Below are 24,107 nucleotides of genomic sequence, written 5' to 3' on the forward strand. Positions count from 1 at the left end.
TGCTCCCGTTTCTCCACTTAGAGAGATCAAGCATTTGGCTGTTTGATCTCTTTTTCGTTTAAGGGCAACGCAAATCTTGCCGCCTTCCTTGTACCGGGCAATTCACGTACGCTTTGAAGATCGTTCGATCTCTGTATTAGACGCAATGACCATCGCGTACGACCCAGGCAAGACAGCCCGGGCAAGATTTATTGCAGACGAAGAATCATTCTAAGGGAACTAGAACATGTCATCCGCCAAGAGCGTCATCAGCAGCAATCGAGACGCCTGGAACGCCTCCGCCGACCACCACAGAACCAGCCGCGCCTGGACGACTCTCCTCGAATCTGTCGGCATGCCGGACTTTTCCTGCCTGGATGCAACCCTGACCGAGCGCTTGCGTGAGGTCGGTATCGCCGGCAAGGACGTTATCCAACTGGGCTGCAACAACGGCCGCGAATCACTTTCGTTATTTGCCCTGGGCGCCCGAACCGTCGTGGGGCTGGACCAGGCCTCGGCCTTTCTCGATCAGGCCCGTGAGCTGACCGCACGCTCCCCATATACACCGACATTCGTCGAATCCGATGTGCATGAGTTACCGGCCGATCTTCACGAAAATTTCGATATCGCCCTGATCACCATCGGCGTCCTGAACTGGATGCCAGACATCAAGGCGTTCTTCGTCCACGCAGCGAAGGCGCTCAGGCCGGGCGGCACGCTGGTGATCTACGAAACCCATCCCTTTCTGGAGATGCTGGACCCCGAGTCTACCGACCCGTGGAGAATCTCCAGCTCCTACTTCCAGACCGGCCCAATCGTTGAAGACAAAACCATCGTCTACGAAGGCCAAGCCGAGGCCAACGGCATCAGTAGCTACTGGCATCCTCATACCTTGACTGAAATCATCACCGGCACGATCAGTGCCGGTTTGCGCATCAGTCATTTCTCGGAGTACCCGCACTCCAACCGGGAAGAGATCTATGACATCTATGAAGACGGCTATTGGGCTGTGCCGATGTGTTACACCCTGACGGGCATCAAGATGTAGCGAGGATGAAGCAACCGGTAGACATGCATCACTCCAATAAAAAACAAGGATCCGTTCATGACGTTCAATCTCCCCCGCACCGTATTGGCCACCACCCTCGGCCTGGCGCTCGCCTGCGGTTTCACCGCACCGGCCTGGAGCGCCGAACCCCATAAACAAATCCAGGCCGACGCCGAACAGTACAAGGCCGAAGCCCTGAAGCTGCTGGAGCTCCTGGTGAATATCGATTCGGGTTCCGGCTACGAGCCGGGCCTGACCCAGGTGCGCGATATCGCCGTCGATGAGCTGAAAAAACTCGGCGCGACCATTGAACTGGTGCCCGACGCACACGCCCGTAACAGCCACGTACTCGCTACCTTCAAGGGCACCGGCAAGGCCAAAATCCTGTTGATGGCGCATATGGACACGGTGTTCAAGGAAGGCTCGGCAAGCGAGCGTCCATTCCAGATCAAGGACGGTCGCGCCTACGGCCCTGGCGTGATGGATGACAAGGGCGGCATCGTCGCCGGGATCTATGCCCTCAAAGTGCTGAAGAACCAGAACTTCCAGGACTACGCGCAAATCACCTTCCTGCTCGACGCCAGCGAGGAAACCGGCTCGGAGATCGCCTCCGAACTGATCCGGAACACCGCCAAGGCCCACGACGTCACCCTGAACCTGGAACCCGGTCGTCCGGCCGATGGCCTGGTGGTCTGGCGCAAGGGCAGCGCCACCGCGGTAGTCGAGATCAAGGGCAAGGCCGCGCACGCCGGCGTGGCACCGGAGTTGGGACGCAACGCGGCCATGGAAGCAGCCCACCAGATCCTGCAACTGAGCAAGCTGGGCGATGAAGAGAAGAAGACCACCATCAACTTCACCGTGCTCAAGGCCGGGGACCGGATCAATGTGATCCCTGACCAGGCCACCGCCAAGGCCGATGTGCGGGCGGCATTGCCGGAGGAGTTCGATCGGATCGAGAAGGACCTGGCACGGGTTTCGGCCAACAAGCTGATTCCGGAAACCGAGGTCAAGACCAGTCTGTTGCGCGGTTTGCCGCCGATGCCGGAAACCGCCGAGTCGGATGCGCTGGTGACCATCGCCCAGGGGATCTACGGTGAGCTGGGCCGCAAGCTGACTATCGAGGGCAGCGGCGGGGCGGCGGATGCCAGCCTGTCGGCGGGCGTGGGCACGCCGACGCTGGATGGCTTCGGCATTGTCGGCGGTAATATCCATACCCCCGAGGAATACGCCGAGGTGGAAAGCGTGTCTCCCCGGATCTATCTGCTGAGCCGCATGATCATGGAACTGGCCAAGCGCTAGGGCCTGGTTTTGTCAGATCGTTCCCGCAACGCCGGGAACGATCTGAGCGCAGGTTGCCCCCAACTTTGCATCAACCCGCCTGGGTATAACGTTCGATAGTGGGCTGTTCTCGATGCTCCACCGTCTGCCTGAATACTCAGCCAGAGACGTGCAGTACTGATGCCAGCGCGCTCCAGTCTTACAGCAAGATCTGGGCTGATGGGGGCATGCCCATGAAGGAGCTCCGTTCAGTGGTAGTCCAAGTAGTTGACCAATTCGACGCCCGTTCCTACGAAACGGAAGATTACACGCCAGTTGGCGGTCACGGTGATTGGCCAGAATCCTGACATTTCACCTTCTAGCGCGTGTAGCCTCCAACCAGGAAGGTTCACATCATCTGGAGTCTCTGCCCGGTTTAGCGCGAGCAATACGCCGGATAATCGCTTTGCCTGGTCCGGGCTGATGCCACTGGTTGAGCCGCTTTCGAAAAAAATCCGAAGGACTTTGCCTCAATCGACAAAGATGATCTTCGACACCAGGTCCGCGCTGTTCTTGGCCTGCATCTTTTTCATCAGGCGGGCACGGTGGACTTCCACGGTCCGATGGGAAATCGCCAGCTTGCGGGCTACTTCCTTGCAGGTCAGGCCGTTGACGATATGCATCGATATTTCCCGTTCCCGCGGCGTGAGGTCCACCGTGGCGTGGTGTGCCCGATCCAGGCGTTCGAAGTGCCAGACCATCAGCTTGAACGGATCGTCCGGAGTCAGGGTATAGCCCTGGGACCTGGCCCAGAACACCTCGCCGTTCTTGTGCTGCATAAAACGTTCGTCGGCGTAGGAGCCGCTCTTGCTGCGGCGCAGCCAACTGCGACTGCGATTGCCGATGGTCTTGTAGTCGGCCTGGGACGGGTAGATCAGCAGGGTCAACTGCCCCAGCAGCTCTTCGCGCGGGTAACCGAACAACTCCAAGAAGGCCTCGTTGCAATCGAGCATCAGGCGATTGCCGGTGATCAATTGCGCTGCGGGCGAGACCATGAAGGCCAGGCGCTGAAGGTCTTTCAGTTGTTGTGTGAAGACGGTCATTGGCATCCTGCCTCAAGGTAAGTCCGATACTGGCGATTTCCGGCCCGGAATCGCTACGTACCCAGGTAGGTAGTTGTACTAACTGGCGAGCGATACCGGCGATGCGCCATTGTAAGCAATGCCTGATCCATGCCAAGAAGAAAATCACCATGATTCATGATTGTGTCTCCATTGTTGCGGCCGGCCACTCGCGCTTTGGCCGGCTTGAAGGTTCCACCCTGGAAGATCTGATCGTTCAAGTGACCCGTCAGGCGCTGACGGATGCCGCGATCTCGGCTTCGGAGATCGATGCGTTATTCCTCGGGCATTTCAATTCGGGCCTGGTCCCGGACGGTTTTGCCAGCTCGTTGCTGCTGCAAGCCGACCCGGGGCTGCGCTTCAAACCCGCCACCCGCTGTGAAAACGCCTGTGCTTCGGGCTCGGCGGCGATCCAGGCGGGGATCAACGCGATTCTCTCGGGCTCCGCCGAGCTGGTGCTGGTGGTGGGCGCCGAGAAGATGACCGGCAACTCCACGGCCAAGGTCACCAAGGCCCTGGCCGGTGCCGGGTACCAGAACGATAGCGAGGAGGCGGGCTTGAGTTTTCCGCAACTGTTCGGCCTTGCCGCGCAGCAGTACCGCCAGCGTTACCACTGCCCCATGGCGTCCATGGCCGCCATCGCGTCCAAGAACCACGCCAATGCCATGGCCAATCCCCTGGCCCAGATGCATCGGGTGATGGATTTCGAACACTGCAACAACGTTTCCCGGAGCAATCCCTATGTCGCGCCGTCGCTGCGCCTGACCGATTGTTCGCTGATCAGCGACGGCGCGGCGGCCATTGTGCTGGCCTCGTCCCGGCGCGCGCAGCAGTTCCGCCGCGAGGTGCGGATCCGCTCTACCGCCCAGGTCAATGATCTTCTGCCGATCGCCCGCCGTGACATCCTCGCCTTCGAAGGGCCGCAGCGGGCGATCCACTCGGCCCTGCGCAGCGCCAGTGTGACCCTCGGCGACCTCGGCTTTGCCGAAGTCCATGACTGCTTCACCATCGCCGAGCTGCTGATCTACGAAGCCATGGGCCTGGCGCCCCGGGGCGAAGGGCATCGGGCCCTGGATGACGGCACCGTGCGCCCGGGTGGGCGGCTGCCGGTGAACCTGTCCGGCGGACTCAAGGCCAAGGGACACCCGGTGGGCGCGACCGGGGTCTCGATGCATGCCCTGGCATTTCGGCAACTGACCGGCGAACCGATTGGCCTCGCGGCCCAGAATCCCGAGTTCGGTCTGGTATTCAATATGGGTGGCATGGCGGTCGCCAACTACGCTTCGGTTCTTCAGGCACGCAGGAGCTGAGCATGAATATCGCCAACTGGCTGGAAGACACCGCCTTGCGTTGTCCGGAGCAACCCGCCTTGTTCGAGGGGCTGAGGCAAGTCGCCAACTATGGGGCCTTTGTGGCCCTGGTTCGGCACCGGGCCGCGTATCTGGTCAACGAGCACGGGATCGTCCCTGGTGATCGTGTCGCCCTGTTCATGCTGAACTGCTGTGAATACCTCGAGCTGCTCTACGCCATCTGGTGGGTCGGCGCCGTGGCGGTGCCGATCAACTGCAAGCTGCACCCTGTCGAGGTCAGCTGGATCGTCGAGAACGCCCAGGCCCGGCTGATTTTCACTGACGGTGGCGAGGTGTTCGCGCCCGATATCCCGCTGCCGGGTTGCCGAGAGCTGGATCGGGAAGACATGGGCGAGTTCGAGCCGGTGGCTTCGACGGCGCTGGATACCCCTTGTCTGCGTCATGCCGATGACCTGGCCTGGTTGTTCTACACCTCCGGCACCACCGGTCGATCCAAGGGCGTGATGCTGAGCCATGGCAACCTGATGGCCATGTCGCTGTGCTATCCGCTGGATGTGGACCCGGTCAGTGCCGAGGATGCCGTGGTCTATGCGGCGCCGATGTCCCATGGTGCCGGTCTCTACAACTTTATCCACGTGCGCCGTGGCGCGCGCCATGTGGTCCCTGAGTCCCGTGGCTTCAGGGCCGACGAGCTGTTCGGCCTGGCGAACTGGCTGGGCAATGTCAGTCTGTTCACGGCGCCCACCATGCTCAAGCGCATGGTCGAGCAGGCCCGCCGTCAAGGTTATAGCGGGGAGGGCATCAAGACGATTGTCTATGGTGGCGCTCCCATGTACCAGGCGGACCTGAAGGAGGCCCTCGTTACTTTCGGGCCACGACTGGTGCAGATCTATGGCCAGGGCGAGAGCCCGATGACCATCAGTGCCTTGTCCCGCCAGGTGATTGCCGATCGCAAACACCCCGAATGGGCGACGCTGACCGCGTCCGTGGGCCGCGCCCAGTCCTGCGTGGAAATCCGCATCCTCGATCCCGGACACCGGCCGCTGCCGGTTGGTCAGATGGGCGAAATCGCCGTGCGCGGGCCCACCGTCATGCAAGGTTACTGGCGCAACGAGGCCGCAACGCGCCAGACCCTGGTGGAAGGCTGGCTGCTGACCGGTGACGTGGGCTTTGTCGACGAGGCCGGTTACCTGACGCTCACCGACCGCTCCAAGGATGTGATCATTTCCGGCGGCAGCAACATCTATCCCCGGGAAGTCGAGGAAGTGCTGGCACAGCACCCGGGGGTCTTTGAAGTCTGTGTGGTCGGCGAAACGGATGCCCACTGGGGTGAATCGGTGGTAGCGTTCGTCGTCGCGCGCATCGCCGGGACGCTTGACGAGTCGTCGCTCAATGCCTGGTTCGTCGAGCGCATGGCCTCGTTCAAGAAGCCGAAGAAGTATGTCTTTCGCAGCGATCTGCCAAGAAACAGCTATGGCAAGGTCCTCAAGACCGAACTGCGCCTGTGGTTGAAGCACAGCGCCAATGACACCCTCGTTCCCTGAACAACCCTTTTACGGATAGCCATCAGACAGGAGTCCCTTCCATGGGAATGCAACACACAGACCCGGCCCGGCAACGACGCCGGGCGTTTATCGGTGCAACTTCCGGCCACCTGATCGAATGGTACGACTACGGCGTCTACGGCTTTCTCGCCGTCTATATCGGCCGGTCGTTCTTCGTCTCCGACGACCCCACCACCAGCCTGCTCGCCAGTTTCGCCGCCTTTGCCCTGAGCTTTTTCATCCGGCCGTTGGGCGGACTGTTCTTCGGCCCGCTGGCGGACAAGATCGGTCGACGCAAGACCCTGATCACGGTGCTGGTGATGATGGCCGGTTCCACCTGCCTGCTGGGGTTGTTGCCGACCTATGCAACCTTGGGGATTGCCGCGCCGATCCTGCTGGTGCTGATTCGTTGCGTGCAGGGTTTTTCCGCCGGCGGCGAGATCGGCACCATCACCAGCTTTATTTCCGAGTACGCGGGGCCAGGACGGCGAGGCTTTGCCACTTGCTGGCTGATGGTCACGGCGGTGCTTGGCCTGTTGCTCGGTGGCGCGGTGGCCAACGGCATGACCTGGACCCTGGGCGCAGAGCTGATGCAGGACTGGGGTTGGCGCATTCCCTTTTTGATGGCGGCGCCCCTGGGCCTGATCTCGATGTACATTCGCCTGAAGCTGGAAGACAGCCCCGAGTTTATCGCCTTGTTGCAGGCCGGGCAGACCTCGAAGGCGCCACTGCGGGAAGTCTGGCAGTGGAAACGGGCGATTGCCCTGGTGTTCTTTATCATCACCCTGCACAGCTCGATCTTCTACCTGGTACTGACCTTTGCCTCGACCTACATGTCGAGCATTCTCAAGTTCGACAGCGGCACGACCCTGCTCTACGTCTTTACCGCCAGCTTCTCGGCGGCCTTTGTCATGCCGTTCGGCGGGGCGTTCACCGACCGCTACGGGCGCAAGCCGTTTCTGCTGGTGGTGGGGACCCTGGCGACCCTGGCGATGTTCTGGCTGTTCAAGTCGGCGCCGACGGCCACGGCGGCCTCGTTTTTCTGGCCGCTGATGGCGGTGGCGATCCTGTTCGGGCTGTATGCCTCGTCGACCTACGCACTGATGAGCGAACTGCTGCCCACGCGCATCCGTTCCACCGGTATCGCGGTGGCGTACAACATTCCGGTGGCGGTATTCGGTGGCAGCGCGCCGCTGATTTCCACCTGGCTGATCAAGTTGACCGGGGACATTACTTCGCCCTGGTACTTCTATGTCGGCACGGGGGTGGTGTCGCTGATTGCGCTGGTGTTGTTGCGTCAGGGGGATTTTGTTGCCAGCACCGGTGCGGCCCAGACCCGCAAAGTGGTGCCGAGCGCCGCTGCACCGATGCCGGCCAGTTAATGAGATCTTGAGAACGCCACAACCTTGTAGGAGCAGGGCTTGCCCGCGAAGGCGTACTTGAGGCCGCCAAAAGTTTCGCGGGCAAGCCCTGCTCCTACAGGACCGTGTTCAGCCTTGATTGGGCACCGCTTCCCTGGGCGCCAGAATCAGGTCCCGCGCAGAATAGAAACCCTGCACCAACCGATTCTTGGCCCGGTACTCGCACAACACCAGCAGGGTCTCCGGGAGATGGGCGGCCGTTGAGCCGTGCTTGACCACCATTATCTTGCCGCCCGAGCGCAGGCGTACATGTGAACCAGGTTCGAATGTGCCCATCATCAGTGACCTCACAAGGTTACAAGGTTTTTTGTGTCCGCTGCGTCCAACCCCCACCGAGGGCCTTGTAGAGATTGACCTCGGCGGTCAGTTGCGACAGTCGATCGGTGATCAGGCTCTGCTGGGCGCTGAACAATGAGCGCTGGGCATCGAGAAAGGTCAGGCTGTTGTCGACGCCGATACGATAGCGGCGTTCCGCCAGGCGGTAATACTCCTGGTTGGCCTGTACCAGATCGTTCTGCGCTTTCAATTGGTTCTTGTAGGTCTGGCGTGCCGCCAGGCCATCGGAAACTTCCTGGAAGGCGGTCTGGATCGATTTCTCGTACTGCGAAACGCGGATGTCCTTCTGGATCTTCGAGTAATCCAGGCTCGCCTGCAGGCTGCCGGCGTTGAAAATCGGGATATTGATCTGCGGTTGAAACAGCCAGCCTCCCGAGCCGCCCTTGAACAGCCCGGACAGTTCATTGCTGGAAGTCCCGGCGTTGGCGGTCAGGGTGATGCTCGGGAAAAACGCCGCGCGGGCGGCCCCGATGCTGGCATTGGCCGACTGCAACTGATATTCGGCCTGGAGGATGTCCGGACGCCGTTGCAGCAGGTCCGAAGGCAGGCCGGCCGGTACTTCGGCGAGCCAGTCGGAGGCCAGTGGGCGGCTGGACGGGGTGTCCGCGACCGCGGTGCCCACCAGCAAGGTCAGGCTGTTGAGGTCCTGGGCGACCTGGCGCTGAAAGGTCGCCAGGCTGGTCCTGGCGCTTTCCACCGAGGTGCGCGACTGGGCCAGGGCCAGGGACGAGGTGGTGCCGACTTGCTGGCTGCGTTCGGTCAGGCGCAGGCTCTTCTCGTAGGAGCTGAGGGTGTCCTGGGTCAAGGCCAGCAGTTCCTGGTCGGCGCGCCAGGTCAGGTAGGCGTTGGCGACACTGGCCACCAGGCTCAACTGGGTGCTGCGCCGGGCTTCTTCGCTGGACAGATAGGTCAACGAGGCCTGGTCACTGAGGGCGCGGATGCGTCCGAACAGGTCCAGTTCATAGGAACTGATCCCCAGTGTTGCCGAATAGGTGCTGCTGGTCACCGCGCTGCCGGTTTGCGTGAGACTGGCCGGCAGGCGCTGGCGGGTGCCGCTGCCGTTGGCGCTGATCGCCGGGAACAGGTCGGCGCGCTGGATCTGGTATTGCGCCTGGTAGGCCTGGACATTGAGGGCCGCCACACGCAGGTCGCGATTGTTCAGCAGCGCGCTTTCGATCAGTTGTTGCAGCGTCGGATCGCGGAACAGCTCACGCCAGCCCACGTCCGCGGCCATCGTCCCGGAGAGAGCCGGGGCGTAGGCGGGTGTCTGCGGGTATTGTGCGGCGACTGGCGCGGCGGGGCGCTGGTAGTCCGGGATCAGCGAGCAGCCGCTCAGGGCAAAGGCCATGGCCACCCAGGGGCTCAGGGATTTGTTCATTATGCTCCTATCATCCACTTGGCCAACCCATGTCGCCCGCTGACACCCAGCTTGGCCGCGGAACGCTTGAGGTAGGTTTCGATGGAACTGTTCTTGACGCAGAGTTTTTCTGCGATCTCAGGTACGGTGCCGCCGGCCAGCAGCCCCAGGCAGACCTCTTTTTCCCGCACCGAGAGCGTGACCTCGCAAGCACTCAGACGCTCGTTGAACTCGCGCTGCAACTGCGTCTGTTCCAGGGCAACCAGGTTGCGTGGGCTGGACCCACTCGGGCTTTTTGCGCTGGATTGGCGATGGGCACGGGCATGTCGCTCCGTCAGGGGCAACAAGGTCTCGGAGAGGTATTTCAGAAAGGACAGCTCTTGCAGGGTGAAGTCGCGATCCACCCGTGGGCGGTGCAGCGAAATCACACAGCAACGATTGGCCTTGCGCGAAATCAGGCTGCACTGATGGGATGTGCCGAGGCAGTTATTGTCCTTCTCGTTTTTCATCCGGGCATTGAGGTGGATCAGCAGGGCGTCTTCCACTTCCAGCACGCGCTTGACCAAGGGATGGTCGTTGCGGTGCTTGGCATTGGTTGGGCAGACCGCTTGCATCTGCGGGCTCAACTCAAGACCGGCGTAGCCCAGCAACTGGACATCGACAACCGCCGATTGGGCGTCGTCGACGGTCCATTCGCTCAGTTCAACCCGGCTGACCGCCACCGAAGCGTTGATCAGTTGGTGCATGTTCGTCAGGAATGTTTCATTGCCGACGCTGGAAACCAGTTTCCCCAGCTCCAGGTAAATGTGGCTTTTCTCTACATCTTTGGCATTCGTCTGTTGGTTCATATGCTGATCCTGCATATCAGAAGTAGCTTGCAATCCTGTCGTCGGGGAGTACGAAGTCCGTCCGCCCCCCCCGGGACGCTCAAACCATTTCTAGCCTTGATACCTGGAAGTTCAGGTATCACCCGTGAATCCCTTCACAAAAACGATTCAGTCAGTAGTGATAATTAAGCTCAGTTAAGTAGGAAAAGTCTGTAGTGGAAAACAGGGACATCCTACGCCGCGGAGCCGGCGCTGTTTAGTTGACGCTGACATTTTGAGAATGAAAAGCGCTCCTGTCTGAGATTCATGACACTTCACCTGCCTTCAGCGCCTGGGAAATCGCCTGGCCCAGCGCACTGACATAAGGGGCCTTGACCAGTGTGTTGTGGGTTCCGGGCAGCGCTGTGACGCTTGGCGGGGTCCCGAGCAACGCCCCCCAGCCCAGCAGCGGGTCGCTGCGTTCCTGCCCGCTGGCGGTAAACAGCGTGACCTTGAGCGGGATGGCCGGGCTGACATAGGCGCCGACGGCCAGGCGCGTCGCATAGGCCACCGCGAGGTGGCTGCGCAACAAGCCGGCATCGACGTCCTGGGGCAGCTCCTCCGGCAGCAGCCGGTGGCTCATGCACAGGGCCAGCATCGCCTCGATGGCTTCTTCTTGGGCCAGCTCGGTCAGTTGTCGGCGCACATCCGGGTCGACCTGCCCGGGCAGCCAGGCCATCAGGAATTGCCCTTCGCTCAAGGACTCCGGCGCGGCCTGTTCAGGGCGGGCCGAGGCGTCGATGATGCCGAGGAACTCCAACTGCTCGCCGCCGGCTTGCAGCTGACGGGCCATTTCATAGGCGATCAGGCCGCCGGCCGACCAGCCGGCGAGGCGGTAAGGCCCTTGCGGCTGGATCTGGCGAATCGCCGCCAGGTAACGCGCGGCCATGGCCGGCACTTCGAACAAGGGTGTTTCGCCGGCGACCAGGCCACTGGCGGCCAGGCCGTAGAGCGGCACCTGTGGGTCGAGCACCGGGGCCAGGTCGCGGACATATTGCACTTCGCCGCCCAGGGGGTGGACCAGGAACAGCGGCCGTTGCGAGCCGGTACGGCGTACCGGCACCAGATTGCTGTGCTGACCGGGGCGCGTCTGGCCGTCCAGGGTCCGGGCGAAACCGGCGATGGTCGGTTCGACGAACAGATCGCGCACGGCAATCGGCTTGCCGAGCACCTTGCGCAAGCGCGAGGCCATCTGCACCGCCATCAGCGAAATACCGCCGAGGCTGAAGAAGTCGTCATGCCGGCTGACGTTCTCCAGCTTGAACAGGTCCTTCCAGAGGTTGGCGATGGCGATTTCGGTATCGCCCTGGGGTGCTTCGTAAGGCAGAGCCTCGGATGGCTGTTCTTCAGCGGCGGCGGGGACTGCCTCGGCATGGGCCGCACGCGGTAGTGTCGGGGTGTTCTCCAGCACCTGGCCGATCGTCTGTTGCGCGCCGGCCACCAGGTTTTCCAGGACCTTGGCAAACAGCCCGGCGATGGCCTCCACCGTCGCGGTGTCGAACAGGTCGCTGGCGTATTGCAGGCTGCCGCCGATGTGATCGGCGGTGTCCACCAGCGACAACGACAGGTCGAACTGGGTGGTGCGGTGCGCGCTGTCCAGGGACTCGACCTGCAGGCCGGGCAGTTGCAGCGGTGCCGGCGGCGTATTGTCCAGGCTCAGCATCACCTGGAACAACGGGCTGTGGCTCATGCTGCGGGTCGGCTGCAAGGCACTGACCACCTGCTCGAACGGCAGGTCCTGATGGCTGTAGGCCGCCAGTGTCAGGTCCTTGATCCGCACGAGCAACTCGGCGACACGGGTGTCGGCTCCGCTGGCAACGCGCAGCGCCAGGGTGTTGGCGAAGAAACCGATCAACGGCTCCAGTTCCGGACGTTGACGGTTGGCCACCGGGGTACCGACCACCACATCGTTCTGGCCACTCAGATGACTCATCAGCACCGACCAGCCGGCCAGCAGGACCATGAACAGCGTGCTGCCCTGGGCCTGGCTGAAGGCGCGCAGGTCGGCGCTCAAGGCCGGCGAGAAGGCGCAGTTGACGATCCCACCGGCATAACTCTGGATGGCCGGACGCGGACGATCCAGGGGCAGGTTCAGCAGGCTCGGCGCACCTTCCAGATGCTGGCGCCAGAAGTCGACCTGGGCTTGCAGCGCCGGGCCGTCGAGGGACTGGCGCTGCCAGGCGGCGTAGTCCACGTATTGCAGGGCCAGTGCCGGCAACGGGTCCTTTTGGCCTTGGCTGAACGCGGTGTACAGCACGCTCACCTCATGGGCCAGGACACTGTTGGACCAGCCGTCGGAGACGATGTGATGCAGGGTGATCAACAGCACGTGCTCTTCGTCGGCCATTTGCAGCAGCAAACCACGCAGCAATGGCCCCTGGTTCAGGTCGAACAACTGTGTCGCACTGTCCTGACCGAGGCGGACCAGGGTCGCCGCGCGTTCATCACTCGGCAATTCGCGCAGGTCCTCTTGTGCCAGCGGGAAGCGGGTATCGGCCGGAGCGATTTTCTGCAGCGGTTCGCCGTCCACCAGTTCAAAGCGCGTGCGCAGGGTTTCGTGGCGTGCCACCAGGCGATCCAGGGTGGCGTGCAAGGCGGCCTTGTCCAGCGTGCCGGTCAGGCGCAATGCCGTCGGCAAGTGGTAGGCGGCGCCGGCGGCGTGATCCAGGTGATCGAGGAACCACAGGCGTTGCTGGGAGAACGACAACGGCAGGCGGCCCGAGCGGTTGGCCAGGGGAATCGATTGCGCTTCGCTCGGTGCCGAGGCGTTGACCAGTGAGGCCAGGCCCCGCACGGTCGGTGCGTCGAACAGCTCGCGCAGGGTGATTCGCGCGCCGAGCTTGCGCCGCAGCCGCGATAGCAACTGCACGGCCAGCAGCGAATGGCCGCCCAGTTCGAGGAAACCGTCGTTGCGCCCGACCTGATCCAGGTGCAGCAAGCCTTTCCAGATCTCGGCGATGGCCAGTTCGGTATCGCCTTGCGGCGCCTCGTAGGCCTTGCTGGCCAGGGCGTCCTGGCCGGGGGCGGGCAGGGCACGGCGGTCGAGCTTGCCGTTGGCGGTCAGCGGCAGGGCGTCCAGATGGACGAAGGCGCTCGGCACCATGTACTCGGGCAGGTGCTTGAGCAGCTCGCTGCGCAGGTGTTCGGCCGGAACCGGCTCGCCACAGACATAGGCGACCAGGCGCTGGTTCTCCGAATCACCCTGGCTGTCGTCGCGGGAGATGACGATCGCTTCGCGCAGACCCGGGACGGCCAGCAGGGCGTTTTCGACTTCACCCAGCTCGATACGGAAACCGCGGATCTTCACCTGGAAGTCGTTACGGCCCAGGTACTCCAGGGTGCCGTCGGCCAGCCAGCGGCCAAGGTCACCAGTTTTGTAGAGGCGGGCATGCGGGGCGTCGGAGAAACGGTCGGCGATAAAACGTTCCGCGCTCAGTTCGTCGCGATTGAGGTAACCACGGGCCACACCGGCACCGCCGATATGGATTTCCCCGGTCACGCCCAGCGGTGCAGGTTCGCCACGGGTATCGAGGACATGCACCTGGACGTTGGCAATCGGCCGGCCGATGCTCGGTTTTTCACCGAGGTCACGGATCAGGTCGATGGTGGCGTCGACCGTGCATTCGGTCGGGCCGTACATGTTGTAGAAGCGGATGGTCGGGCAGTTGCGCAGCTTTTCCCAGGTGCTGGCGTTGATCGCTTCGCCACCCAGCAGCACGCTGATCGGCTGGTAGCTGCTGCGTTCCAGCAGGCCGGCGGAGAGCAGGGTATCGAGCTGCGACGGGGTCGAGTCGAAGGCATGCACCCGGTGCTGTTCAAGGAAGTCCAGCAGCTCGCCGCCACTGGCGCGGATCAGTTGCGGGATGATCACCAGCTTGTGGCCGGAGAACAGCTGCGAGATGCCCTTGATCGACATGTCGAAGAAGAACCCGGCGTTAAGCGCCACGGTAGCTGGCGTCGGGCAATGCTGGTGGGTGGTGCGGGTCAGCACGTTCCAGAAGTTGAACACCGAACGGTGCTCGACCATCACACCCTTGGACTGGCCGGTGGAACCGGAGGTGTAGATGACATAGGCCAGGTTTTCCGGCGTCAGGCCTGGAACCGTCGGGTTGGCATCGAAAGCCTCATCGTCAGCGGCACGTAGCGACTCGGCGGTATCGAGCAGCAACAGCGGCGTGTCGCCAGCCGGCAGGGTGAGGGCTGTTTGAGTTAGCAGAGCGCGTGGTTGGCTGTCCTGCAACATGAAGGCCATGCGGTCGGCAGGATGCGCCGGGTCGATGGGTACATAGGCACCGCCGGCCTTGAGCACACCCAGCAGACCGACAATCATGTCCAGGCTGCGTTCGGCGCAGATGGCCACGCGTTCGTCCGGCCGTACACCGAGGGCCAGCAGTTGCCGGGCCAGATGGTTGGCGCGGCGGTTGAGCTGGCGATAGCTCAGTTGCCGGTCTTCGCAGACCAGGGCCACGGCGTCGGGATTGGCACGGACCTGGCTTTCGAACAGGGCATGGATCGGCTCTGCCGGCGCGAACGCGGTAGCGGTGTTGTTGAAGCTGTTGAGCAGCAGTTGCCGCTCGGCTTCGGGCACGACGTCCAGGCTGCTGGCCAGACGTGCCGGGTCTTGCTCAAGCGCCTCGACCAGCTCGGCAACGGCCTGGCCAAGATAGGCGGCGATGCGGTGCGGGTCGATACCACTGATGGATTGCGCGGTCAGGGAGAAACCGCTGGCCACGTTCGCTACGGCAATCTCGATCGGGTAGTTGGTGCGGGTTTCAGAGGCGATGAAGTGGATACCTTCATGCTCGCTCATGTCCTCGACGTTCTCCCCGGAGGCATTCACCAGGTCACCGTGACGGCAATTGAGGATCACCGTGAACAACGGCAACGACGCATCCACCGCACTGCAACGCTGGGCCAGGGCCAACGGCGCCTGCTCGTGGGTCAGGAGTTCACTGAGCTGCTGGTAGGCGTCCTGGACAATATCGCCCACGCTGTGGTGTTGCAGGCGAATACGCATCGGCAGGGTGTTGATGAACATTCCCAGCGCATGGTCGGCACCGGTGGTGCCCTGGGAGCGCCCGGACAACACGGTACCGAAGATCCCGTCGTCGCGCCCGCTGGTGGCCGCGACCACCAGGCCCCAGGCCGCATGGAACAGCACCGAGGTCGGTACGCCCTGGGCGCGCGCGGTGCGATAGACCCGGGCACTGAGATCTTCGCTCAAGTGCTGCACCGCACGCTGGATCCCGGCGCCGTTGCCGCGAACATCGAGCACGCCATAAGGCGCGGTGGTGGCATCGACATCGGCCAGCAGGCGGCGGAAGTAGGCCTCATGCTCGGCTTGGGAAACGCTGGCGGCCTGGGCGATGAAATTGCGGTAGGGCTGCGACGGCGGCAGGCTGTCGGCCTGGCCGGCCAGCACCGCCTGGATCTCCAGCATGATCAGGCGCAAGGTGACGTTGTCGCTGACCAGGTGGTGGTCGAGCAATGCCAGCAGCCACTGTTCGCGCCGGGCATCGTAGGTGATATGCGCGGCGATCAGCGGTGCCTGTTGCAGATCCAGGCGCAGATGATGGGTGTCGGTACGCTGGCGTAACGTCTCCAGGGCGTCTTCACCGGGTGCTGTCTCCAGGTTGATCACCGGCAGTTGGGCCCGGCGGTGAACCACCTGCACCGGTTGCGGCAGGCCGTGCCAGCGCAGGGCGGTGCGCAGGATGTCATGGCGGTTGATCACCACCTGCACGGCGGCGAGGAAGTTGTCCAGCAGCGTGCGAGTGGTAAAGGTCACCACGGTGCGCATCAGATAGGCGTCGCCTTCGGACTGCAACAGGTGGTGGAAGAGGATGCCTTCCTGCAAGGACGACAGCGGGTAGATGTCCTGCACGTTGGCGGCACCGCCCGGAACATCGGCGACGATTTGTTCGATCTCCTGCGGGCTCAGCGTCACCAGCGGCAGCATCTGCGGGGTCAGCGCGGTGCAATCGGCCGGGATCAGGTTGGCCGGGACCACCCGTTCGGCACGGCTGCCGCCGGCGAGGACGGTGGCCATGGCCTGCAGGGTTGGCGCCGAGAACACGGTGCGCACATCCAGTTGCAGACCGGCCTGGCGCAGGCGTTCGATCAGGCTGATCACCAGGAAGGAGTGACCGCCGAGTTCGAAGAAGTGATCCTGGCGACCGACCCGCTCAACGCCGAGCAATTCCTGCCAGGCAGAGGCCAGGGTGGTTTCGATCGCCCCCAGCGGTGCTTCGTAGTGGCGGCTGACGGCGGCGGACAGGTCCGGTGCCGGCAGGGCCGTACGGTCGAGCTTGCCGTTGGTGGTCAACGGCCAGGCCGCGAGGGTCACGAAGGCGCTCGGCAGCATATGTTCGGCCAGCACGCCGGCCAGTTGGCCGCGCAGGGCCGAGGACTCGGGAGCGCTGCCGTCTTCGGCGATCAGGTAGGCCACCAGGCGTTTGTCGCCGGGTTGGTCCTCACGGACGATCACCAGGGCTTCGCGGACTTCGGCACAGGCCAGCAGTTGCGCCTCGATTTCACCCAGTTCGATACGGAAACCGCGGATCTTGATCTGCGAGTCGTTGCGGCCGACGTAGACCACGCCGCCATCGGTGCGGTAACGGGCGACGTCGCCGGTGCGATACAGGCGGGCACCCGGCACATCGGAGTAAGGGTCGGCGATAAAGCGTTCGGCGTTCAGCGCGTCACGGTTCAGGTAATGCCGGGCGACCCCGGCGCCACCGATATAGATCTCGCCATTGACGCCCACCGGCACCGGTTGCTGGTAGTCATCGAGGATGCGCAGGCACAGGTCCGGCAGTGCCGGGCCGATCAGGCTCGGTGCGGCGGTGTCGATCTCGGCCTGGCTGACCGGGTAGTAGGTGGCGTGCACGGTGATCTCGGTGATGCCGTACATGTTCACCAGGCGGGTGCGCGACAGCGGGGTACTCGCGGTCCACGGCCGCAGGCTGCGAAAGTCCAGGGCCTCGCCGCCGAAGATGACTTCGCGCAGGCTGTGTTCTGCCTCGCTGCGGCCGCGCGCCTCGATAAACTGGCGGAAGGCACTCGGCGTCTGGTTCAGCACGCTGACCTGCTGCTGGCAGACCAGGGCATAGAAGTCATCCGGCGAACGGGCCACGTCACTCGGCACGATCACCAGCTTGCCGCCGTAACTCAGGGCGCCCCAGATTTCCCAGACCGAGAAGTCGAAGGCGAAGGAGTGGAACAGCGTCCAGGTGTCGCTGTGGTCGAAGTCGAACAACTCGGCGGTGGTGTCGAACAGCCGCGCGACATTGCCGTGCTCCACCAGCACGCCCTTGGGCAAACCGGTGGAACCCGAGGTGTAGATGACGTAGGCCAGGTGCTGCGGCGTCAGGCCCAGTTCGTCGGCCCGCGGGTTGAGGTCCAGGTTGCTGTCAGCGGCGGCGTCTTCGCGGTTCAACTCGTCGAGTTTCAGCACCGGCACGTTATGCGCCAGCAGGGCATCGAGGCAGGCCGTCTGTGCGAGCAACGCCACCGGTGCGCTGTCGTCCAGCAGGTAGGCGAGGCGTTCGGCCGGGTAGGCCGGGTCCAGCGGCACGTAGGCGGCACCGGCCTTGAGCACGGCCAGCACTGCGCAGAGCATGTCGACGCCGCGCAGGGAGAGGATCGCCACCCGATCATCCGGGCGCACCCCCTGGGCGAGCAGGGCGCGGGCAATGCCGTTGGCGCGGCGGTTGAGGGCCTGGTAGCTCAGGCTCTGCTCGCCGAAGACCAGGGCGGTGCGCTGCGGGTGATTGGCCGCCTGGGTTTCGAAACGCTGGTGAATCAGTTGCTCGACAGCGAATGTCGCTTTCGGCGGTAGCAGCGCCGGCGAGGCCTGGCGTTGCGCGGGGGTGAGCAATGGCAGGCCGAGTACCGGTTGCGCAACATCTTCGATCATCGCTTCCAGCAGGATCTGGAAGTGCTGGGCGAAGCGTTCGACGGTGGCGCGGTCGAACAGGTCGCTGGCGTACTCGATCACCCCGGCCAGGGTACCGTTGCTGCTGCCGAGGGTCAGCATCAGGTCGAATTGCGCGGTTTCATGGGCCTGGGCCACGGGCACCAGGCTCAGGCCCGGCAGGCTCAGTTCGACGCCAGCCGGGGTATTGTCCAGCGACAGGGCGACCTGGCATAACGGGTTGTGGCTCAGGGAGCGTGGCGGCTGCAAGGCCTCGATCACTTGCTCGAACGGAATGTCCTGGTGTTCGTGGGCCGCCAGGGTGGTCTGGCGGACCTGCTCCAGCAGTTGCGCCACGCTCGGGTCCTGCCCGAGGTCGACGCGCAGGGCCAGGGTGTTGACGAAGAAACCGATCAGGTTTTCGGTTTCGGTCCGGCCGCGGTTGGCGGTCGGTACGCCGATCACCACGTCGCGCTCGTTGCCCAGGCGCGCCATCAGCACCGACCAGGCACTGAGCAGGCCCATGAACAGGGTGATGTTGTGGGCCTGGCAGAAGTGCTCCAGGCGTTGGTACAGCGCCGCATCGATCTGTACCGGTACGTCGCCGCCACGGTAGCTCTGCACTGCGGGGCGTGGCCGGTCGGTGGGCAGGGACAGCAGCGCCGGGGCGCCGCCCAGGTGCCCACGCCAGAACTCGGCCTGTTCGGCCAGGCGCTCGCCGGTGAAGGTGCGGCGCTGCCACGCGGCGTAGTCGGCATACTGGATCGACAGGATCGGCAGCGGGTCTTCCTGCTGCTGGTTGAAGGCCTGGTAAAGGGCGGCGAACTCCTTGACCAGCACCCCCACCGACCAACCGTCGGAGATGATGTGGTGCTGGGTGATCAGCAGGATGTGTTCGTCATCCGCGAGGCGCAGCAGGCGCCCGCGAATCAGCGGACCCTGGCGTAGGTCGAAGGGCGCCGTGGCTTCGCTGTTGCCAATGCGCGAGGCGCTGAGGCTGGCCTGCTCGTAGGACAGCGTGCGCAAGTCCTGCTCGGCCAGGGCGAAACCGCAGTCCGCCGGGGCGATAATCTGCACCGGCTGTTCGCCGTGGCGTTCGAAGGTGGTGCGCAGGCTTTCGTGACGCGCCACCAGGCGGTCGAGGGCGGCCTTGAGTGCGACGTGGTCGAGATTGCCGCGCAACAGCAGCGACATCGGCATGTGATAGGCACTGCTGGCGCCGGGATCGAGCTGGTCGAGGAACCACAGGCGTTGCTGGGAGAACGACAGCGCCAAGGGCGCGCTGCGCTCGACCGGCTCGATGCTGTCGGTCCCGGTCGCTTGCAGGCCGCCGACCACCCGCGCCAGTTCGGCCACGGTCGGGTGGCTGAACAGCTGGCGCAGCATCATCTCGCCGCCCAGTTGCTGACGTACCCGGGAAACCAGTTGCGCGGCCAGCAGGGAGTGGCCGCCGAGTTCGAAGAAGCCGTCATGCCGGCCCACGCGTTCCAGGCCCAGCAGTTCCTGGAATATCTGCGCCAGGGCCAGTTCGGTGGCGCCTTCCGGTGCGGTGTAGCCGCGCTCGGACATGGCATCCAGGTCCGGCGCCGGCAGCGCGTCCTGGTCCAGCTTGCCGTTGCCGGTCAGCGGGTAGGCCGCCAGGCTGACAAAGGCGCTGGGGATCATATAGTCGGGCAGGGTGGCGCCCAGTTGTTTGCGCAAGGCCGCGATTTCCAGGCGGACCGACGGCTTGGCGATCAGGTAGGCGATCAGGCGCTTGCCCTGGCCCACGTCATCGCGAGCCAGGACCCGGGCCTCGCGCACGCCGTCACAGGCCAGCAGCTTGGCCTCGATTTCCCCCAGCTCGATACGGAAACCGCGAATCTTCACCTGGGCGTCCATCCGACCCAGGTGAATGATCTCGCCGTTGTCCAGCAACTTGCCCAGGTCCCCGGAGCGATACAGGCGCTCACCGGGACGCAGCGGGTCGGCGATAAAACGTTCGGCGGTCAGCTGCTCACGGTTCAGGTAACCGCGACCGACCCCCAGGCCGCCGACACAGATTTCCCCGGCCACGCCGATGGGCAGCAGGCGCTGCTGGGCGTCGAGGACATAGGCCACGGTGGTCGGGATCGGTCGGCCGACATTGGAGATACCGGCAGCGATATCCGCCGCCGCGATGGCCTTGTAGGTCACGTGCACGCAGGTTTCGGTGATGCCGTACATGTTTACCAGCGCCACATGGGCGAAGGCTTGATGGAAGGCGTCGAGCTTGCCCAGCTCCAGGCTTTCACCGCCGAAGATCACATAACGCAGGTGTTCCAGGCGCACATCGCTGCGGGCCAGGGCGGCGCCGCTGAGCTGCAGGAAGGCCGACGGGGTCTGGTTGAGCACCGTCACCTGTTCGCGTTCGAGGAAACCCAGCAGCTCCGCCGGATCGCGGCGCAGGGCTTCGGGGACCAGGCTCAGGCGGCCGCCATGGAGCAGGGCGCCGTACATCTCCCAGACCGAGAAGTCGAAGGCGTTGGAGTGGAACAGCGACCAGACATCCTCGGCATTGAAGGCGAATTCCGAGCGATTGTTGTGCATCAGCCGCACGACGTTGCGGTGTTCCAGCAGCGCACCCTTGGGTTCGCCGGTGGAGCCCGAGGTGTAGATCACATAGCAGAGATGATCCGGGGCGTTGAGGTTGGGCAGGTTGGCCGAATACCGGGCGTTGTGGGGCGCCGCATGGGTCGATTCGGGCGCGAAGACTTCAATGCCGAGCGCCAGCAGCGCGGGGCTGATGTCCTGGCCGGCGATGGCCTTGCTGGTACCGCTGTCGCGCAACACATAGGCGATACGTTCAGCCGGCGAGGCGGGATCGATCGGCACATAGGCGGCGCCGGCCTTGAGCACCGCCAGGGTGGCGACGATCATCGCCAGCGAGCGCTCCAGGACAAGGGCCACCAGTTCCTGCGGTTGCACACCGGCGTCGCGCAGATTGTGGGCCAGGCGGTTGGCCTGTTCGTTGAGTTGGCGATAGCTCAGGTGTTCCTCGCCGAGGTTGACGGCGATATTGTCCGGAGTCAGGCGTGCCTGTTCCTCGAAGATTTGGTGCAGGGTCAGGCTGTCGGGCCAGGCGGCTTCGGTATTGTTGAAGTCGAGGACCTGCCGCTGGCGCTCGGCCGCATCCAGCAGGGCGACGTCGTCGACACGCTGTTGCGGGGTGTCGACAAAGGCCTGCAACAGGCGCACGTAGTGACGCATCAGTTGCTGGATAAATTCAGGGTCGAAGAAGTCGGCGTTGTAGGCCAGGTGACCATTCCAGTGTTGCTCGCCAGCACTGATCAACAGGTGCAGGTCGTTCTTGCCGTAGCCCAGGTTGGTTTCCAGGCTGTTGACCGCAAGCCCGGCGATCAAGGTGCGGCTGTCACTGACCTGCTGGAAGTTGAACAGCACGTCGAACAGCGCGGTGCGGCTCATGTCCTTGGCCGGATTGAGGGCCAGTACCAACTGGTCGAACTGCATGTGGCGATGGCGGCGCGCATCGGCCAGGGTACCGGCGGTCTGTTCCAGCAGGGTTTGCAGAGTGGTGTCGCTGTCGCAGGTACCGCGGATCACCAGCAGGTTGTCCAGCGGGCCGACCACGTCTTGCAGGGCCGGTTCGCGGCAGGCTGCCGTAGTGCCGATGACCAACTCGTCGTGCCCGGCATAGCGCCGCAGCAGGGCGGTGAAGGCGCTCAGCGCCAGGCTGTCGGTACTGACGCCGACTTCCCGGGCCAGCTCGCCGAGGCGCTTGACCAGCGCCGCCTCGATAACGAACTCATGGGTGGCTTCGCTGAAGACATGCACCGCCGCCCGTGGGCGGTTGAGTGGCAGCTCCAGAGCTTGCAGCTTGCCGCGCAGTTGATAGCTCCAGTAGGCCCGCAGGTTTTCGCGCACGGCGGCCGGCAACTGGCGCTGCCAGGCGGCGAAGTCGCCGTAACCCAGGGACAGCGCCGGCAGCGTGGCTTCGCGCTCGGCGCAGGCGGCTTCATAGAGGGCCAGCAGGTCGCGCTTGATCAATTGCATCGACGTGCGGTCGGCCAGCAAGTGGTGCACGGCCAGGGCCAGCACGGCATTTTTCTCGTCCGCGCGAATCAGGCTGGCACGCACCAGGCTGCCGCCGTTCATGTCCAGGGGACGGCGGGTTTCGGCCAGGGCCAGGGCCGTCAGGTTGCCCGGAGTACCCTGGAGCTGTTCCAGCACCAGGCTCGCCGGACCGTCAAAGCTCTGCCAGGCACTGGCGCCGTCGGAATGTACCCGGCAGCGCAGGATGGCGTGGCGGGCCAGCAGCCCGTCGAGGGCGGTTTGCAGGGCCGGGACCTGCAGTTCGCCGAAGATCTCCAGCAGCAGCGCGACGTTGTGATAGACCGGGTTGGCCTCGTACAGGTAGCCGGTTTCGAAGGTGTCGACGAACCAGACCCGTTCCTGGTGATAAGACAGCGGCAGCCGTGCCGGGACCGGCACCAGCGCGCTGACCTCGGGTAGCGCCAGGGCGGCGTCCAGTTCCAGGGCGCCGAGTCGGGTTTGCGGGGCTTCGGTGAAGCACCGCAGCAGGCGTTCGAAGCGCGCCGCCAGGCGTTCGACGGTACTGGCGTCGAACAGGGCGGTGGAATACGACAGGCTGCAGGACAGGCTCGCGCCGCCTTCGTCGATATGTAACGACAGGTCGTGCTGGGTGTTGTCCTTGTGCGACGGCAGGAACTCCAGGTTCAATCCCGGCAATTGCAACTGCCCGCCGGCACCCCCGGCGTTGGTGTAGAGCATGGTCTGGAACACCGGACTGTAGCTGGCGCTGCGAGGTGGCTTGAGGGCCTCGACCACTTGCTCGAACGGGGTGTCCTGGCGGCTGGCGGACTCCAGCAGCAGTTCCTTGACCTGTTGCAGCACCTGGTCGAGGGTCGGGTTGGCGTCCAGGCGCACCCGCAGGGCCAGGGTGTTGACGAAAAAACCGATCAACGCCTGCACGTCCTGGCGGTCGCGGTTGGCGGTCACGGTGCCGATCACCACGTCCTGCTGGCCACTGATCCGGCCCAGCAGGACCGCCCAGGCGGCCATCAGGGTCATGAACGGGGTCGCGGCGCGGGACTGGGCGAAACGCGTGATGGCAGCGGACAGGGCCACGGGCAAATCGAAGCTCAGGGTCTCGCCACGGTAGCTCTGCACCGCCGGACGTGGCCGGTCGGTGGGCAACGCAAGCAAGGCCGGGGCGCCGGCCAGGTGACTGCGCCAGAACTCGACGTGCTGGCTCAGGCGTTCGCCTTCCAGGTGCCGGCGTTGCCAGGCCGCGTAGTCGGCGTATTGCAGGGCCAGGGCCGGCAGGGGATCGGCCTGGCCGGTGCTGAAGGCCTGGTACAGCGCGGCGAACTCCTTGACCAGCACGCCGATGGACCAGCCGTCGGAGATGATGTGGTGCTGGGTGATCAGCAGGCGGTGTTCATCGTCGGCCAGGCGCAGCAGGCTGCCACGGATCAGCGGCCCGTTCAGCAGGTCGAAGGGCGTCGTGGCTTCGCGTTCGCTCAACCGGGCGGCCTGTTCTGCCGCCAGCTCGACGGAGAGGTGGCGCAGATCGTGCTCCGCCAGGCTGAAGCCGCAGTTGGCCGGCGCGATGATTTGCACCGGCTGCTCGCCGTCACGGCGGAAGGTGGTACGCAGGCTTTCATGGCGGGCCACCAGTTGATCGAGGGCGGCCTTCAGTGCGTTGTGGTCAAGGCTGCCGCGCAGCACCAGTGCCGCCGGCATGTGGTAGGCGGCGCTGGCCGTCGGGTCCAGCTGATCGAGGAACCACAGGCGTTGCTGGGCGAACGACAGCGCCAACGGACCGTCGCGGTCCACGGCAACCATGTCGTCCGAGGTGGTATCGACGGTCCGCGTGGCGCCGCGCTGCTTGAGCAGGCGCAGCATGGCGGCACGTTTCAACTGGTCGAGACTATCGTTATGTGAGTTCAAT

General features: G+C 64.0%; 11 protein-coding genes and 1 pseudogene. 5 read left to right on the forward strand and 7 right to left on the reverse strand.

All coding sequences use genetic code 11. The features are described from left to right. Window positions 1–226: 226 nt before the first annotated feature. The gene (locus tag M5C56_RS14210; RefSeq protein WP_103499338.1) at window positions 227–1,027 is read left to right on the forward strand and encodes a class I SAM-dependent methyltransferase; all 801 of its coding nucleotides are present in this window, start codon (window positions 227–229) and stop codon (window positions 1,025–1,027) included. Window positions 1,028–1,084: 57 nt separating this feature from the next. Further along, on the forward strand, window positions 1,085–2,326 hold the full coding sequence (locus M5C56_RS14215) for a M20/M25/M40 family metallo-hydrolase (RefSeq protein ID WP_103499339.1): 1,242 nt from the start codon (window positions 1,085–1,087) through the stop codon (window positions 2,324–2,326). A gap of 70 nt (window positions 2,327–2,396) precedes the next feature. Here the strand turns inward: M5C56_RS14215 and M5C56_RS14220 are convergent. From M5C56_RS14220 to M5C56_RS14230, 3 genes and pseudogenes are all read right to left on the reverse strand, one after another. Next, window positions 2,397–2,553 (reverse strand): annotated as a pseudogene (locus M5C56_RS14220) (addiction module antidote protein, HigA family); the annotation flags it as partial. Further along, window positions 2,554–2,799 (reverse strand): type II toxin-antitoxin system RelE/ParE family toxin, encoded by a 246-nt coding sequence (locus M5C56_RS14225; protein ID WP_103499340.1) that lies wholly within the window; start codon window positions 2,797–2,799, stop codon window positions 2,554–2,556. Window positions 2,800–2,814: 15 nt separating this feature from the next. Continuing rightward, window positions 2,815–3,387, reverse strand: a complete 573-nt coding sequence (locus M5C56_RS14230; RefSeq protein WP_103499341.1) for a LuxR C-terminal-related transcriptional regulator — start codon at window positions 3,385–3,387, stop codon at window positions 2,815–2,817. A 149-nt stretch (window positions 3,388–3,536) separates the two neighbouring features. Here M5C56_RS14230 and M5C56_RS14235 point away from each other — a divergent pair, with 149 nt between their 5' ends. The 3 genes from M5C56_RS14235 to M5C56_RS14245 are packed head-to-tail and all read left to right on the forward strand — an operon-like array spanning window position 3,537 to window position 7,641. Then, window positions 3,537–4,715, forward strand: coding sequence for an acetyl-CoA acetyltransferase (locus tag M5C56_RS14235; protein WP_103499345.1), 1,179 nt, complete (start codon window positions 3,537–3,539; stop codon window positions 4,713–4,715). A 2-nt stretch (window positions 4,716–4,717) separates the two neighbouring features. Next, complete coding sequence (locus M5C56_RS14240) at window positions 4,718–6,259, forward strand: AMP-binding protein (protein ID WP_103499342.1); 1,542 nt, start codon at window positions 4,718–4,720, stop codon at window positions 6,257–6,259. A gap of 41 nt (window positions 6,260–6,300) precedes the next feature. Continuing rightward, window positions 6,301–7,641 carry an MFS transporter gene (locus tag M5C56_RS14245; protein WP_247263496.1) on the forward strand — a complete coding sequence of 447 codons (1,341 nt, stop codon included), beginning with the start codon at window positions 6,301–6,303 and terminating at the stop codon, window positions 7,639–7,641. Between the two features lie 108 nt (window positions 7,642–7,749). Here the strand turns inward: M5C56_RS14245 and M5C56_RS14250 are convergent, their stop codons facing one another. From M5C56_RS14250 to M5C56_RS14265, 4 genes are all read right to left on the reverse strand, one after another. After that, entirely contained in the window at window positions 7,750–7,956 is a 207-nt protein-coding gene (locus M5C56_RS14250) for a hypothetical protein (protein ID WP_103499346.1), read from the reverse strand. Between the two features lie 19 nt (window positions 7,957–7,975). Continuing rightward, window positions 7,976–9,394: an AdeC/AdeK/OprM family multidrug efflux complex outer membrane factor gene (adeC, locus tag M5C56_RS14255; RefSeq protein WP_247263495.1), complete on the reverse strand. Its 1,419-nt coding sequence runs from the start codon at window positions 9,392–9,394 to the stop codon at window positions 7,976–7,978. Beyond that, complete coding sequence (locus M5C56_RS14260) at window positions 9,394–10,221, reverse strand: helix-turn-helix transcriptional regulator (RefSeq protein WP_103499344.1); 828 nt, start codon at window positions 10,219–10,221, stop codon at window positions 9,394–9,396. The genes adeC and M5C56_RS14260 overlap by 1 nt, the downstream gene beginning before the upstream one ends. 283 nt (window positions 10,222–10,504) lie before the next feature. Next, complete coding sequence (locus tag M5C56_RS14265; RefSeq protein WP_248766928.1) at window positions 10,505–24,106, reverse strand: non-ribosomal peptide synthetase; 13,602 nt, start codon at window positions 24,104–24,106, stop codon at window positions 10,505–10,507. Window position 24,107: the final 1 nt, after the last annotated feature.

It is taken from the genome of Pseudomonas sp. MWU13-2862 (assembly GCF_023242495.1).
GTDB classification, from domain to species: domain Bacteria; phylum Pseudomonadota; class Gammaproteobacteria; order Pseudomonadales; family Pseudomonadaceae; genus Aquipseudomonas; species Aquipseudomonas gingeri_D.

Coding starts and splice junctions, on each gene's coding strand:
- M5C56_RS14210 (WP_103499338.1), top strand. CDS start 227: ATGTCATCCGCCAAGAGCGTCATCAGCAGCAATCGAGACGCCTGGAAC.
- M5C56_RS14215 (WP_103499339.1), top strand. CDS start 1,085: ATGACGTTCAATCTCCCCCGCACCGTATTGGCCACCACCCTCGGCCTG.
- M5C56_RS14230 (WP_103499341.1), bottom strand. CDS start 3,387: ATGACCGTCTTCACACAACAACTGAAAGACCTTCAGCGCCTGGCCTTC.
- M5C56_RS14235 (WP_103499345.1), top strand. CDS start 3,537: ATGATTCATGATTGTGTCTCCATTGTTGCGGCCGGCCACTCGCGCTTT.
- M5C56_RS14240 (WP_103499342.1), top strand. CDS start 4,718: ATGAATATCGCCAACTGGCTGGAAGACACCGCCTTGCGTTGTCCGGAG.
- M5C56_RS14245 (WP_247263496.1), top strand. CDS start 6,301: ATGGGAATGCAACACACAGACCCGGCCCGGCAACGACGCCGGGCGTTT.
- M5C56_RS14250 (WP_103499346.1), bottom strand. CDS start 7,956: ATGGGCACATTCGAACCTGGTTCACATGTACGCCTGCGCTCGGGCGGC.
- adeC (WP_247263495.1), bottom strand. CDS start 9,394: ATGAACAAATCCCTGAGCCCCTGGGTGGCCATGGCCTTTGCCCTGAGC.
- M5C56_RS14260 (WP_103499344.1), bottom strand. CDS start 10,221: ATGAACCAACAGACGAATGCCAAAGATGTAGAGAAAAGCCACATTTAC.